Here is a 14,685-nt window from a genome sequence, read left to right on the forward strand (position 1 = left end):
ACGGGTTGGAGGCGATCCGCACGCAGCGGGCCGCCTCCGGATCGATCAGGCCGACAGACGCGAAAGGTCAGCCACCTGGTTCATCAGGCCAGCAAGCCGCGCCAGCAGGGCGAGCCGGTTCTGCCGCGTCAGGGGCTCTTCGGCCATCACCATCACGCCGTCGAAAAAGGCATCCACCGCATCGCGCAGGCTTGCGAGCTTGAGCAGGGCTTCGGTGTAGTTCTCGTTGGCGACATGAGAGCTGACCAGCGGCGCAATCTCGTTGAGCTGGTGGAAAAGCGCCTTCTCCGCCTCTTCCTGCAGCAAGGCCACGTCAGGCTCGCCGGGCTGCGCTTCGGTCTTCTTCAGGATATTGACGATGCGCTTGTTGGCGGCAGCCAGTGCGGCAGATTCGGGCAGCGCGAGGAAGGCCTCGACCGCGTCGAGCTTGGCCGGCACGAGGTCGATGCGGGCCGGGCGCAGCGCGAGCACTGCGTCGGCGACGGCAGCATCGCGCCCGCCCGCGCCTTCGCGCAGCAGGTTGCGCAGACGCTCAAGCATGAAGTCCTGCAGCTGCGCCTGGAAGCCTTCGGCGGTCAGCAGTCCCGGGGCAAACCCGGCGGCGGCAAGTTCGATCAGCTGCGGCAGCTGGAGCGGCAGCGGTGCTTCCATCAGGATCCGCAGCACGCCCAGCGCCGCCCTGCGCAGCGCGAACGGATCGCGGTCGCCCGTCGGCACCATGCCAATGCCGAAGAATCCCACCAGCGCATCGAGCTTGTCGGCAAGCGCCACCGCACACGCAACGTTGCCGTCCGGCAGCACGTCGCCGGCGAAACGCGGCTGATAGTGCGCCTGGATGGCATCCGCCACCACCGCGCTCTCTCCGTCATGGCGGGCATAGTAGCGCCCCATCACACCCTGGAGTTCCGGAAACTCGCCGACCATGTCGGTCACCAGATCGACCTTGGCCAGCAATGCCGCACGTGTCGCTGCCTGGACGTCGGCAGACAGCAGGCCGGCGATATGACCTGCCAGCACGCCGAGCCGTTCGACGCGCTCGAACTGGTTACCCAGCTTGTTGTGATAAACCACGCTCGCCAGCCGCGGCAGGCGCGACTCGAGGGTCTGCTTCTTGTCCTGTTCGAAGAAGAAGCGCGCATCGGACAGACGCGGGCGCACCACGCGCTGATTGCCGATGACGATGTTCGACGGGTCTTCCAGCTGCATGTTGGACACGATCAGGAAGCGGTTCAGCAGCGTCCCGTCGACGTCAAACAGCGGAAAGTACTTCTGGTTCGCGCGCATGGTGAGAATCAGGCACTCCTGCGGTACGGCCAGGAATTCAGCCTCGAACTCACCGACGTAGACCGTGGGGTGCTCGACCAGCGCCGCCACTTCGTCGAGCAGATCGGCATACTCGCCGATCGACGCCTGCTGGCGTGCAGCCTCGGCGATCAGCTGGCGTTCGATCTCGGCACGGCGCTCGGCAAAATCCGGCATCACCTTGCCTTCGGCCAGCAGCGTGGGCTCGTAGGCGTTGGCAGTGGCGATATCGATCTCGCCTCGGCTCATGAAACGGTGACCGCGGGTAGTGCGGCCGCTGTCGAGATCGAGCACACGCCCCGGCACGACGTCCGCGCCGTGCAGCATGGAGAGCTTATGCACCGGACGCACGAAGGTGGCATCACCATCCCCCCAGCGCATCACCTTGGGGATGGGCAGCGCCTTGACCGCGTCCTGGACGATGGTCGACAGCACGTCCTCCAGCTTCGCACCCGGCACGGTTGCGGTGTGGAACAGGGCTTCGGCCTTGCCGTCGACACGGCGCTCGAAGCCGGCAACCGCATCCAGCGCAATGCCCTTTGCTTCCATCTTCTTGAGCAAGGCCTGCGTGGGCTTGCCTTCGGCATCGAGGGCCACGGACACAGGCATCAGCTTCTCAGTCACGTCCTTTGCCGCAGCGGCAGCGACAACGTCCGCCACGGTCACGGCCAGCCTGCGGGGGCTGGCGAAACTGCGGAAGGTCGCGGCGGCGGGTGCCAGCCCGCGTGCTTTAAGGCCCTCGGCAATCTTGGCGGCAAAGGTCTCGCCCAGACGCGGCAGCGCCTTGGGTGGCAATTCTTCGGTCAGAAGTTCGACGAGCAGGGTCGCGCTGGTCATCACGCGGGCTCCTTGTTGTTCAGCATCGGGAAGCCAAGCGCTTCACGGGATTCGTAGTAGGCCTGCGCCACCGCGCGCGACAGGTTGCGGATGCGGCCGATGTAAGCCGCGCGCTCGGTCACCGAGATCGCGCCACGGGCGTCGAGCATGTTGAAGTTGTGCGCCGCCTTGAGCACCATTTCGTAGGCCGGCAGCGCCAGACCGACTTCCATCAGGCGCTTGGCTTCGGATTCATAGTTGGCAAACAGCGAGAACAGGAACTCGACGTTCGAGTGCTCGAAGTTGTAGGTCGACTGCTCGACCTCGTTCTGGTGGTAGACGTCGCCGTACGTGACCTTGGAGCCGTCCGGATACACTGCCCAAACGAGGTCGTAGACGTTCTCGACGCCCTGCAGATACATCGCCAGACGCTCGAGACCGTAGGTGATCTCGCCCAGCACCGGCTTGCAGTCGATGCCGCCAACCTGCTGGAAATAGGTGAACTGGGTGACTTCCATGCCATCGAGCCACACTTCCCAGCCCAGGCCCCAGGCGCCGAGCGTGGGGTTCTCCCAGTCGTCCTCGACAAAGCGGATGTCGTGCGCGTTGGGATCGATACCGAGCGCACGCAGGGAGTCAAGGTAGAGCTCCTGGATGTTCAGCGGCGACGGCTTGAGCACCACCTGATACTGGTAGTAGTGCTGCAGACGGTTCGGGTTCTCACCGTAGCGGCCGTCCTTGGGACGGCGCGAGGGCTGGACATACGCCGCATTCCACGGCTCGGGGCCGAGTGAGCGCAGAAAGGTGGCGGTGTGCGAGGTGCCGGCACCCACTTCGAGATCGTAGGGTTGCAGCAGCACGCAGCCACGCTCGCCCCAGAACTGCTGGAGCGTCAGGATGACTTGCTGGAAGGTCGGATTCTTGAGTGACATGGTCTCGGGCGGCAGGGCCGCGCAACGAACGCAAAGCACAGGATTTTACTGGCATTCGGCCCCGCGCGGGCAGGCGATCGGCTGCATCGGCTCAATCGCGGTGCGCCAGCGCGCATTTTCAGGGTGTCTGCAATGCCGGCGTCAAGCGCATTGCCAGCGCCGTCAGGCTAGGCGGCGGGCGCCCGCCGTCGCCGCAGCACGGCGATCAGCAGCAGTCCGGCAGCAATCAGCAACACCGGCCAGTTGCCCCAGTGTGCATAGGGCGTCATCCCTTTGAAGCCACGCACCTCGGCTTCGAGCACGCCCGCCTCGAAGGCTGGCAACACCGCATCGACGTGACCATCGGGCTGAATCACGGCAGTCATGCCGGTATTGGTCGAGCGCAGCATCGGGCGTCCGGTCTCGAGCGCGCGGACGCGGGCGATCTGCAGATGCTGGGGCTGCGCCAGCGAATCGCCATACCAGGCAAGATTGGAAATGTTCAGCATCAGCGTAGCTTGCGGCAGGCTGGAGAGCAGCTCCGCCCCGAAGAGATCTTCGTAGCAGATGTTCAAGGCCACGCGCTGCCCAAGCACACTCATCGGCGGCTGCTCGCGGGCGCCGCGCGTCTGATCCGACATCGGAATGTCCGCCAGGCGGTAGAACCAGCCAAAGAAAGGCGGCGAATACTCGCCGAAGGGAACGAGATGGCGCTTGGCGTAGTGCTGCTGCGGCCCGCTGCCAACGCTGATCGCGGCATTGAAGATCTGCCCGGCATCGTCACGGGAGAACACCCCGAGCACCAGCATGCCGCCACGCTCACTCACCATGCCACCGAGCAGGTCGAGGTAGCCTTCAGGCAGTCGCTCCACCAGTGTCGGCAGGGTGGTCTCCGGCAACACCACGAAATCCGCGCGACTATCGCTCACCAGCCTCAGATTGGTCTGCAACACCTCGGCAAAGTGCCCGGGCGCCCACTTGAGGTCCTGCTCGACATTCGTCTGGATCAGGGCAACCGACAGCGGCTCGCCCTCGGGCTCGGTCCACTCGACGCGGCCAAGTCCGATCGCGAGCACGAACACGCCGGCGATGATCGCAAGCGGTCGCGGCAAGCCCCGCAGCCGGCGCCAGGGTGCAAGCGCAGCCAGGGCCGCAACGAAGGCGACCGCGCCGCCGACGCCGTACACGCCGATCACCGGCAGATAGGCGGCCAGCGGGCTGGGCGGGGTCTGCGAATAACCGGTGGCAAGCCAGGGGAAGCCGGTGAAGACAACGCCCCGCAGCCACTCGGCGAGAATCCACAAGGCCGCGAACAGCGCCCCCCTCCAGACCAGGCCGCCTGACTTGAGGCGCACATAGAGCGCACCGGCCAGCGCCGGATAGAGCGCGAGGTAAAGGCAGAACAGCAGAATGGCGAACGCCGCGAGCGGCATGGGCATGCCACCGAAACGGTTGAGCGCAACGTAGAGCCAGGACACGCCGGCCAGGAAAGCACCCAGCCCCCATCCGAGCCCGCACATGAATCCCGTCCGGGCATCGGGGGCGCGCTCAAGAAGGAAGGCCAGCGCGCCCACACCGAGAAATACGAGCACGAACCAGCCGAAGGGCGCGAAGCCGAGCACCGACACGCCACCGGCCAGCAACGCCGGCAGGAAAGCCAGCGTCAGCCGGCCCCGCAACAGCGCGATCATCAGTCGCCGCTGACTTCGGATACGACCGGCACCCGCTCCACCACGAGGGTGTGCACTCGGCGACTGTCTGCGCGGAGCACCTGGATTTTCAGCCCCTCGAGCACCACGGCCTCGCCACGCTTGGGCAGGCGACCGAACTGACGAATGACCAGGCCACCGACGGTGTCGACTTCCTCATCGCTGAAATGGGTCGCAAACGCCGCGTTGAAGTCCTCGATCTCGGTGGTTGCCTTGACGCGGTAGCGCCCGCTCTGGTCGAGGCGGATGTTGTCGCCGATCTCGTCGAAATCGTACTCGTCCTCGATGTCGCCGACGATCTGCTCAAGCACGTCCTCGATGGTCACGAGGCCGGCAACGCCGCCGTACTCGTCGACAACGATGGCCATGTGATTGCGACTGACACGGAAGTCGCGCAGCAGCACGTTGAGACGCTTGGATTCGGGCACGAACACCGCTGGACGCAGCATGTCGCGCAGATCGAACTCGCGACCGGCAAAGTAACGCAGCAAGTCCTTTGCCAGCAGGATGCCCGATACATCGTCCTTGCTCTCCCCGATTGCAGGGAAGCGCGAGTGGGCGGTGTCGACGACAAAGGCGGCGATCTTGTCCATCGGATCGTCGACATGCACGACGTCCATCTGGGCACGGGGAATCATCACGTCACGCACCTGCATGTCCGACATCTGCAGGGCGCCCTCGATGATCGAAAGGGCATCGGCATCGAGCAGATTGCGATCGAATGCCGAGTGAAGTAGCGCGAGAAGCTCATCGCGATCTTCCGGCTCGCGCGAAAGAAGGGCCGAAAGTCGCTCGATTAGCGAGGGTTTACTAGGGCTACTGTCCATTTTAGTGATGGGTAAGGAATAAGGAGTGAGCAATTACAAGCACGAACCATGCATGCAATCACCCACGCCTTACGCCTCACCCCGAGGCGCTGCCCTCATGCATATGGGTCAGCATAGCCGAGGGTACGCAGAATGTCGCGCTCGCGCGCTTCCATGACGCTCGCCTCAGCCTCCACTTCATGGTCATAGCCCTGCATGTGCAGCATGCCATGCACCACCAGATGGGCAAAGTGCGCATCGAGCGACTTGCCCTGCTCACCCGCTTCGCGCACCACAACCGGCACGCACAGGACGAGATCGCCCATCAAGGGTGCGCCCTCGACCTGCGGCATGTCCGACTCCTCGCCGTAGGCAAAGGTCAGCACATTGGTTGCATAGTCCTTGCCACGGTAGTTGCGGTTGAGCTCCCGGCCTTCCGCTTCGCCCACGAGCCGCACGGTAACCTCAACATCGCGCTGCAAAGCAGCCTGAGCCCAGCGCCGGATCTGGTGCTTCTTGGGCGCACTGATCCGGTCGCTGCCTTCCAGCGCCTTCTGCACCGTCAGGTTCAGCATCGGCGGCGCTATGGTTTCCGGCAGATCGATCGAATCGACCTCGATCATGTCGTGATGCACGTCCACGCGCAGGGTCAGCACGTTACAGGCGGCCGGTTGCACGCTGATGACGGGGACATCGGCCTCATTTACCGTGTCCGCCTCGACCTCGATGTCTCCCCACGCCTTGCTGGGAAAAGACAGCAGCAGGCGGCGGCCATCGCTGAACTCAACCTCAAGGCGCTCGGCCTTGACCCGGCTCGAGCGCCCCTCGCTGTCGATGGCAATGATCTTGGGGCTATTCGCCTGCCTGGGCATGACTCACTTCCTTTGCTTTTGCTGCAGCAGCACGCGCGACGCGCGCCGTCTGATTGTCGTAGGCTTCAACGATGCGGGCCACCAGGGGGTGACGCACCACATCTTCTTTCTGAAATTCGGTAAAGGCCAGTCCGCGCACCTTGCCAAGCACTTCGCGTGCCTCAAGCAGGCCGCTGCGGTTGCCTCGCGGCAAATCGATCTGGGTGAGGTCGCCGGTGACGACGGCCTTGGCACCGAATCCGATCCGGGTCAGGAACATCTTCATCTGCTCGGGCGTCGTGTTCTGCGCTTCATCGAGAATGATGAACGCGTTGTTCAGCGTGCGCCCGCGCATGAAGGCAAGCGGTGCGATCTCGAGCGTACCGCGCTCGAAGAGCTTGGTGACCCGCTCCACCCCCATCAGTTCATACAGGGCGTCATACAGCGGTCGCAGATAGGGGTCGACCTTCTGCGCCAGATCGCCCGGCAGAAAGCCAAGACGCTCGCCCGCCTCGACCGCAGGCCGGGTCAGAAGGATGCGCTCGACCAGGTCGCGCTCCAGCGCATCGACCGCACTCGCGACCGCGAGATAGGTCTTGCCGGTACCGGCGGGGCCGATGCCGAAGGTGATGTCATGCTCCTGGATGTTACGCAGGTACTCTACCTGACGCGGCGTGCGCCCGTGCAGGTCGTGCTTGCGTGTCATCAGCACCGGCGCCGATTTCACGGCATCCGCATGAGTGCCGATCTCGATCAGCGCCAACTGCAGATCGGCGGGCGACAGGTGTTCGTCGGCCCCGGCATAGAACTGCTTCAGCGCCTGCTCGGCGAGCCGCGTCTTGGTCAGCGCCCCCTGCAGCGAGAAGCGCTCGCCACGGCGGGAAATGGTGATGTCGAATGCAGCTTCGATCTGGCGCAGATTCTCGTCGAGTGTGCCGCACAGATTGGCGAGCCGGGCATTGTCGACCGGCTCGAAGGAGAGTTCGATACTGCGCGCCATCAGGACTCCCGCGTCACGATTTCGCCACGCAGGCTGTGCGGCAGCGCAGACGTGATCCGGACATCGATGAACTGGTTGATCAGCCGGGTCCGGTTGGGCGAGGCCGCCACAAAGTTGACCACGCGGTTGTTATCGGTGCGCCCTGCAAGCTCGTCCGGGTCCTTGCGCGAAGGCCCTTCGACGAGGATGCGCTGCACCGTTCCCACCATGGCCTGACTGATGACCTGCGCCTGCTCGTCGATCCGCTTCTGCAGCCGCGCCAGCCAGCGCAACTTGGTCTCCTGCGGTACCGGATCTTCAAGATCCGCCGCAGGCGTACCCGGACGCGAGCTATACACGAAGCTGAAGGACGAATCGAAACCCACCTCGTCAATCAGCTTCATGGTCTTTTCGAAGTCCTCTTCGGTCTCACCGGGGAAGCCCACGATGAAGTCCGACGACAGCGACAGGTCGGGCCGCGCAGCGCGCAGCTTCTTCACCACCGACTTGAATTCGAGCACGGTGTAACCACGCTTCATGGCCGCCAGCACGCGATCGGAACCGGACTGCACGGGCAGATGGAGATGGGACACCAGCTTGGGGATGTTCATGTAGGCATCGAACACCCGCTGCGACATCTCGCGCGGATGCGAGGTCGTGTAACGGATACGCTCGATGCCGGGGATGTCGGCCACACACTCCAGCAGGAAGGCAAAGTCGCCCTCCTCGCCGCCTTCGCGCACGATCTCGCCGCGCCAGGCATTCACGTTCTGCCCCAGCAGGGTCACTTCCTTCACCCCTTGCGCCGCCAGTCCTGCGACCTCGGCCAGCACATCGTCGAGCGGGCGGGACACCTCCTCGCCACGTGTGTAAGGCACCACGCAGAAAGTACAGTACTTGGAGCATCCCTCCATGATCGACACGAAGGCACTCGCGCCCTCAACCCGCGCCGGCGGCATGGCGTCGAACTTCTCGATCTCGGGGAAAGAGATATCCACCTGCGAGCGACCGCTCTTGCGCCGGGCCTCGATCAGCGCCGGCAGACGATGCAGGGTCTGGGGGCCGAACACCACGTCCACGTAGGGCGCGCGCTTAACGATCGCCTCGCCTTCCTGGCTCGCCACGCAACCACCCACACCGATGATCAGATCCGGATTCTGCTGCTTGAGCAGACGCACGCGACCCAGGTCGTGAAACACCCGCTCCTGCGCCTTCTCGCGCACCGAACAGGTGTTGAACAGGATGATGTCCGCTTCTTCGGGGTTCTCGGTCTTGGTCAGACCGTCTTCCGCACCAAGTACGTCCGCCATCTTGTCGGAGTCGTACTCGTTCATCTGGCACCCGAAGGTGCGGATGTAGAGTTTCTTCATTGAGGGGTGTTCACTGCTTGGGGTCGGGCGCAGCAATTTCCTCGGGCGTGAGAATCCACACCCGATGAACCTGGCCAATATTATCGATCAGCACTCGAACCATATGCTCTCCGTTCACGTAGGAGGGCAATACGATACGGTTGTGGGTGTCACGAATCTGTGCACCGGGACTGAGCAGGAAGACATCGCCATCCACACTCACCTTCCCGACGGCGACAAAGGTCATCTCCACCTTCTTGGCACCAGCGGGAAACGGCCGCAGCCCAGCGGCGAGCGCAAGCTGAGAACTTAGGCAGGCCAAAACGAGGCACAAAACGAGACGGAGGTCGCGCACGATTTCCCGGCAATGCCGATGGAGGATATCAAGGCTCTGGATGATCTCCGATCGCCCCCTTCCTGTCAATGCAAACCCCTTATAAATCAAGCCCTCCAGCCCGGACGCCCGCAAAACCCCAGCCTCGCCGCTCACAGCGCACCTGAAAATTCCCATCAACAGGATATTGACGCACACAGGTTGAACGGCTATATTGCTGCGCTCTGTTGGTGATGTAGCTCAGACGGTTAGAGCGATGGATTCATAACCCATAGGTCGGCAGTTCGATTCTGCCCATCACCACCACAAAATACAGTGAAAAGCCCAGCCCTCACCGGCTGGGCTTTTTGCTTTCTGGTCTGGACCTGGGTCGCTGATCGAAACGCCTGACTCCGCCAAGGTGGACAACGAGTCCGTACCGGCGCAACTCAGCCACTTCGCAGAACAACGCGAACATCCGAGCATCGGCCGCGCCCCGTGAAGCGCGACAAATCTACGACCTCAGTCGGCCAAGGTTGGGGCGCACCAGGCAATGTGCCCCTTGCCAGCCTCATCCAGGCGGTCAACCAGGGCAGTAGCCGAGCTCTCCTCAAGCGAGAAAACGAACGTGACCTGTGCGCCATGCTGAACGCTCTGCAATTGCCCCCGGGCCGCCTCAAGCTCTCGACGCAGCAGCCCCTCAAGCGCGTAGGGAACCGCGCATTGAAAGGTTCTCACTTTCAGAACAGGCACCTTGGTCGCCGACTTGAGAGCCTGGGCAACGCAGTTCGTGTAGGCCCGCACCAACCCGCCTGCCCCTAGCTGCACGCCTCCGTAGTAGCGCACAACCGTCGCCACCACTCCGTCCAGGTCCTGATGCCGTAGCACATCGAGCATCGGGCGCCCGGCCGTACCTGACGGTTCGCCATCATCCACCGCAGCGGAGTGGCCGCCCGCAAGAAGCGCCCAGCAGACATGTGCAGCCCCGGGATGCGTCTCGCGCAATCCGGCGACGATGAGCTTTGCGGCCTCACGGTCGGGGACAGGTTGCACGCGACACAGGAACCGGCTCTTCTTGATGAGCAGTTCACTCTCAACGGCAGAGGCAATGGTCAGAGACATGAGCGGGAGGGTAAAGCAGGGGCAGGTCGCGCGCCAACGGCGCGCCGAAGAAAAACAATGGCCCCAGCCGTCACCGGCTGGACTCCTTCGCATTCCCTTCGGGCCATGATTCAGCGCAAACGTGCCATGCTCAAAACGCCACCGGCATGGGGCGGTCACGGTTTTCAGCGGGCACGCACTCCACCGGTCGCGATCAGGTCAGGCGCGCAATGAGCGTCTCGATCGCGCGCACGAGCACCTCTGATTTCCTTGCATCAAGCCCATCGAGATGGGGCGAGGCAAACCGGCGTGAATCGTTGTCGTAGTACTTGCCGCTGGCCGTCGCAAACTCATCAGACAGTGCCGCGCGAGTGAGGATATCCGCGCCAATACCGAGATCGCCGCCGTCGACACCGAAGCCCTCCTTCACCATCTTGCTCCCCAGCAAGGACCCGGGATTAACCGCAACGATGACCGGCCCGTCCGCCTTCAGTTCGAGCGCCAGATGTCGGGACCACATTGTCAATGCCAGCTTGTCAAGACCAGCATTTTTGCTGTCTCGAGGCCAATGCCGTCGGTCGAACCGGTGACAAGAATCGATTTCTGCATTGTCGCTCCTCGCTTACACACTGAAGTCCGGCAGCACTTCGGCGGCCAGACGGTGGATTGTGGTCTCGATATCAGCATGGTTGAAGCGCAGGTTCAGCACCACGTGATTCACGCCGATCGAACCCAGCTCTTTCAGGTAGGCCCGAAGGTGAAGCACGCCTGAGCGGAAGCCCAGATGAATCGGTTGCGGCGGCATATCCGGGTCGTCGGTCAGATCGACAGACAGCGATTGCATCGCCGGCTTTGCCGCGCCGCCCACGGCCTCGACCCGCGCCCGCCAGTCGGCAACGATCTTCGCCTGCACCGACGCCGGGCGCGGATCGTTGATCCAGCCCGCGCCGTGGCGTGCGATCCAGTCAGGGGCCTCCTGGCTGGCGCCAGTAATCAGCAGCAGTTTTCCGCCCGCAGGTTTGGGCAACATGTCCATGTCGCCATCGGGGCAGCCATGGATGTTCTCAAACGCTGGCGATGCGTCCCACATGCGCTCGATATAGTCGAAGCTGGCACGAAAACGGACCCCGCGCTCGGCAAAAGGCAGGGCGACCGGCCGGATACTCTTCCGGCCGGTCGCCCGACGCAACCCCGAAACTGATCAGCTCCTCCGACAGCACGTCTGCGCTGGCCGCCGCCTTTGCCATATGGGCCAGATGACGCAGGGGCAGCACAATACTCGCCACGCCCGGTGCGATCCGCTCGGTGCGGGCGACGACACACGCCGCGGCGATCGCTTTCCGTGCCGACCCGCGCCTTGCAGGCGGCCGACTGGTGCTGGATGACGGCTTGAGTCAGACGATCGCCACACTCGCAGGGGCGAGCATCTCGGTGAATTCACTGTGGAGCGTTCATCGCGAACTCGCAGAGGGCAAGCTCGTACGCGTACTGCCGGACTACTGGGTCGACGATCAGTCCGCGTTGTGGCTGGTCTATCCGAAATCCAATGTCCTGACGGCAAAGGCCAGGATATTCATCGACTTTCTGATGGACAGAATCGGCAACGCGCCAGCATGGCGCACGCCGTGAAAACCGCACCCGGCAGCCACGAGGAGGGCCGCCGGACGCTGATGGCATCAGTCCTCGATGACCGGCGCCGGTTCGTCCACTCCGCCGAACCAGGTGGATTTGATCACGTCGTGAATCTCGCCGATCCCCACCTGCAGATCGTCCACGAACCGGTGCAGGTCGTCCGGTGAGCCCGCCAGCCAGTCGGTATCCACCGAGTCGAAGCGGTCCTGCAAGGCCGTTACCACTGCACGAGCCGCATCGTTCCGCGGCAGGGTGTACATGTTTCGATGCAGATCCATGAGACAGCGCTTCACCGAACGCGGGAAAAGCGGGTCGTTGAGGATGAAGCGAACCACTTCCGGACCGCGCACCCGGTGACGAACATGCTGGCGGTACATCTGGTAGGCCGACAGCGACTTGAGCACGCCCATCCACTGCAGATTCTCGAAGGGTGTGAGATCACCCGGTGCGCGGGGCAGCAAGTTCGCCGAGCGCACGTCCAGGGTACGGGTAGTCATGTCGGCACGCTCGAGATAGCAGCCCATACCGCAGAAGGTGCGGGCCGGCGTGTGACTCAAGGTACCGATGATCATCCCGGTAATGGTCTGGCAACCGCGAATCACGGTCTTGAGAAACCCGTCCATGCGGCGCACTGAAATGCCCTGGCTGGCCTGCTCGCTGACGGCGTGATAAAGCTGATTGACTTCCTCCCACACCTCGCGCGGCATCACCTCGCGGGTGGTACGCAGGTTCTCGCGCGCGGCAGCAAGTGCCGAGACGATCGAGCCACTGTAACGCCGGTCGGCACACAGGAAGGCCAGCACGCTGGCCTCGTCGCGCTTGCCATAGTGCTCGTTGAAGAGTTCGTCACTGCCCGTGATGTTGATCAGCGAGGACCAGCCCAGGTTGGCCGTACCCGGAAAATCGAGCATCACGTGGCGGCTGACCTGGATCAGACGGGCAGTGTCTTCGGCGCGCTCCATGTAGCGCCCCATCCAGTAAAGGTTTTCTGCGACTCGGGACAACATGTTCAGGCCCCCTCGGTATCGACAATCCAGGTGTCTTTGCTGCCACCACCCTGAGATGAGTTCACCACCAGCGACCCCTTGACCAGCGCAACCCGTGTCAGGCCACCCGTCGTCACATAGGTATCGATACCGGCAGAGAGAATGAACGGACGCAAATCGACGTGCCGCGGATCGATACCGTCTCCGCACAGTGTTGGCGCGGCAGACAGCATGAGCGTCGGCTGCGCCATGTAGTTGCGCGGATCGGCCTTGATACGCTCCGCGAATTCGGCCTGCTGTTCAGCGGTCGAGTGCGGCCCGACCAGCATGCCGTAACCGCCTGATTCGTTGGCAGGCTTGACCACCAGCTTGTCGAGATTGTCGAGCACATAGCGCCGGTCGTCTTCGTACATGCACAGATAACTCGGCACATTGGGCACGATCGCCTCTTCGCCAAGGTAATACTTGATGATCTTGGGGACGAACGCGTACACGACCTTGTCGTCCGCAACACCCGCACCCGGCGCATTGCACAGCGCCACCTTGCCCGCGCGCCAGGACCGCATCAGGCCGCGCACGCCCAGCATCGAGTCGGGATTGAAGGCCTCCGGATCGATGAACAAGTCATCAACCCGCCGGTAGATCACATCCACCCGCTTGAGGCCATCGATCGTGCGCATGTAGACACAATCGTCGGTACCGACAATGAGGTCGGAGCCTTCGACGAGATCCACGCCCATCTGCTGCGCAAGATAGGCGTGCTCGAAATAGGCCGAGTTATAGATGCCCGGGGTCAGGATCGCGATCGAAGGCATCTCGCCCGGACGCGGCGACATCGCCGAGAGCATGTCGTAGAGCTGTGACGGGTAGTCGTCGACCGGCATGATCCTGCCGGTTTCGAACATCTCGGGCATCACCCGCTTCATCACGTTGCGGTTCTCGAGCATGTAGGACACGCCCGAGGGGATGCGCAGATTGTCTTCGAGGACGTAGATGGTGCCATCCTTGTCGCGCACCAGATCCGAACCGCAGATGTGTGCCCAGATGCCGTGCGGCGGACTCACACCCACGCATTGAGGGCGGAAGTTCACCGACTGCTCGAGCAGTTCGGCCGGAAAGACGCCATCCTTGATGATGCGCTGGTCGTGGTAGAGGTCGTCGATGAACAGGTTCAGCGCGTGCACGCGCTGCTTGAGCCCCGCCTCGACGCGCTCCCACTCCTTCAGCGGAATGATTCGCGGCACGATGTCGAAGGGCCAGGCCCGATCGATCATGTTGCCGTCCGAATACACGGTGAAGGTGATTCCCATCACCTGAATCGCCACCTCGGCGGCGGTCTTGAGCTCTGCCACCTCTTCGGCGGACAGGCTCGCCAGGTAACGGCACAACTCATCGGCTGCTTCCCGGGGCACCCCGTCCTCGGTGACAAGCTCGTCGTACAAACCCGAACAGGCGTAATCGCTCCAATCGATGCGTGCCATAGCTCCCTCTGCGGTACCGGCCCGCGAATTGCGGGTAGATTCGTCATACAGTACCCTTGCCGCGCCGTATTTTCCAGCACAGCCTTCATCAAGCGCGTTCATGCGCCCACGGCTTGACGACGGATACGCCGCATGGGGAATTGAGCCACAAAATTGGCGGGGGCATCCGCCCCTTACTGCACAGCGAAGCCCGCCATGCGCGACGTGAAGAGCGCCCACCCGACCCGGCTTCGCCGACGCATGCACGCGCACGCGGGCGGTTTCCTTAAATTAGGACTTTCGGTTGATGGCCTGCTGGCTGGCCGCATTCAGGCACTGGCGTAGCAGATTTCCATGCTGGTTGTCTCGCGGGCAGTGCCGGCGCACACTTCCCGAACAGAGGATTGAAATCCATCTGCGTGCAGCTGAGACGTCCGCCGCATTCATTCCTACTTACGAAGTGGTAATCT

General features: G+C 63.1%; 14 protein-coding genes, 1 tRNA gene and 1 pseudogene. 2 read left to right on the forward strand and 14 right to left on the reverse strand.

Annotation, left to right across the window (positions count from 1 at the left end; genetic code table 11):
- Nucleotides 1-45: 45 nt before the first annotated feature.
- From glyS to CEW83_RS21375, 8 genes are all read right to left on the reverse strand, one after another.
- Nucleotides 46-2,139: a glycine--tRNA ligase subunit beta gene (gene glyS / locus CEW83_RS10990; RefSeq protein ID WP_108949380.1), complete on the reverse strand. Its 2,094-nt coding sequence runs from the start codon at nt 2,137-2,139 to the stop codon at nt 46-48.
- A complete protein-coding gene (glyQ, locus tag CEW83_RS10995) occupies nt 2,139-3,050 on the reverse strand; it encodes a glycine--tRNA ligase subunit alpha (protein WP_108949381.1) in 912 nt (303 codons plus the stop codon). Before glyQ ends, glyS begins: the two co-directional genes overlap by 1 nt.
- A 167-nt stretch (nt 3,051-3,217) precedes the next feature.
- Entirely contained in the window at nt 3,218-4,720 is a 1,503-nt protein-coding gene (gene lnt / locus CEW83_RS11000) for an apolipoprotein N-acyltransferase (protein WP_199915096.1), read from the reverse strand.
- Nucleotides 4,720-5,565 carry an HlyC/CorC family transporter gene (locus CEW83_RS11005; protein WP_108949382.1) on the reverse strand — a complete coding sequence of 282 codons (846 nt, stop codon included), beginning with the start codon at nt 5,563-5,565 and terminating at the stop codon, nt 4,720-4,722. The genes lnt and CEW83_RS11005 overlap by 1 nt, the downstream gene beginning before the upstream one ends.
- A 95-nt stretch (nt 5,566-5,660) precedes the next feature.
- Complete coding sequence (ybeY, locus tag CEW83_RS11010) at nt 5,661-6,416, reverse strand: rRNA maturation RNase YbeY (protein WP_108949383.1); 756 nt, start codon at nt 6,414-6,416, stop codon at nt 5,661-5,663.
- Complete coding sequence (locus tag CEW83_RS11015) at nt 6,397-7,395, reverse strand: PhoH family protein (RefSeq protein ID WP_108949384.1); 999 nt, start codon at nt 7,393-7,395, stop codon at nt 6,397-6,399. The genes ybeY and CEW83_RS11015 overlap by 20 nt, the downstream gene beginning before the upstream one ends.
- Nucleotides 7,395-8,744, reverse strand: a complete 1,350-nt coding sequence (miaB, locus tag CEW83_RS11020) for a tRNA (N6-isopentenyl adenosine(37)-C2)-methylthiotransferase MiaB (protein ID WP_108949385.1) — start codon at nt 8,742-8,744, stop codon at nt 7,395-7,397. The genes CEW83_RS11015 and miaB overlap by 1 nt, the downstream gene beginning before the upstream one ends.
- A gap of 10 nt (nt 8,745-8,754) precedes the next feature.
- Nucleotides 8,755-9,213, reverse strand: coding sequence for a hypothetical protein (locus CEW83_RS21375; protein WP_234418777.1), 459 nt, complete (start codon nt 9,211-9,213; stop codon nt 8,755-8,757).
- A gap of 73 nt (nt 9,214-9,286) precedes the next feature.
- On the opposite strand from CEW83_RS21375, the gene CEW83_RS11030 reads away from it, so the two are divergent.
- A tRNA-Met gene (locus tag CEW83_RS11030) sits at nt 9,287-9,363 on the forward strand.
- A 195-nt stretch (nt 9,364-9,558) separates the two neighbouring features.
- Here CEW83_RS11030 and CEW83_RS11035 read toward each other — a convergent pair.
- The 4 genes and pseudogenes from CEW83_RS11035 to CEW83_RS21755 all read right to left on the reverse strand — a co-directional run.
- Nucleotides 9,559-10,158, reverse strand: coding sequence for an IMPACT family protein (locus tag CEW83_RS11035; RefSeq protein WP_108949386.1), 600 nt, complete (start codon nt 10,156-10,158; stop codon nt 9,559-9,561).
- Nucleotides 10,159-10,351: 193 nt separating this feature from the next.
- Nucleotides 10,352-10,657, reverse strand: coding sequence for a hypothetical protein (locus tag CEW83_RS11040; RefSeq protein WP_199915097.1), 306 nt, complete (start codon nt 10,655-10,657; stop codon nt 10,352-10,354).
- 102 nt (nt 10,658-10,759) lie between these two features.
- Nucleotides 10,760-11,326 (reverse strand): LLM class flavin-dependent oxidoreductase, encoded by a 567-nt coding sequence (locus CEW83_RS11045; protein WP_199915098.1) that lies wholly within the window; start codon nt 11,324-11,326, stop codon nt 10,760-10,762.
- 28 nt (nt 11,327-11,354) lie between these two features.
- Nucleotides 11,355-11,423 (reverse strand): annotated as a pseudogene (locus tag CEW83_RS21755) (hypothetical protein); the annotation flags it as partial.
- Nucleotides 11,424-11,526: 103 nt separating this feature from the next.
- On the opposite strand from CEW83_RS21755, the gene CEW83_RS11050 reads away from it, so the two are divergent.
- Nucleotides 11,527-11,766, forward strand: a complete 240-nt coding sequence (locus tag CEW83_RS11050; protein WP_234418778.1) for a LysR substrate-binding domain-containing protein — start codon at nt 11,527-11,529, stop codon at nt 11,764-11,766.
- A gap of 47 nt (nt 11,767-11,813) precedes the next feature.
- Here the strand turns inward: CEW83_RS11050 and CEW83_RS11055 are convergent, their stop codons facing one another.
- The gene (locus CEW83_RS11055; protein ID WP_108949388.1) at nt 11,814-12,776 is read right to left on the reverse strand and encodes an alpha-E domain-containing protein; all 963 of its coding nucleotides are present in this window, start codon (nt 12,774-12,776) and stop codon (nt 11,814-11,816) included.
- 2 nt (nt 12,777-12,778) lie between these two features.
- Complete coding sequence (locus CEW83_RS11060; RefSeq protein WP_108949389.1) at nt 12,779-14,236, reverse strand: circularly permuted type 2 ATP-grasp protein; 1,458 nt, start codon at nt 14,234-14,236, stop codon at nt 12,779-12,781.
- Nucleotides 14,237-14,685 lie beyond the last annotated feature (449 nt).

This window comes from Parazoarcus communis, assembly GCF_003111645.1.
Lineage (GTDB): Bacteria > Pseudomonadota > Gammaproteobacteria > Burkholderiales > Rhodocyclaceae > Parazoarcus > Parazoarcus communis_A.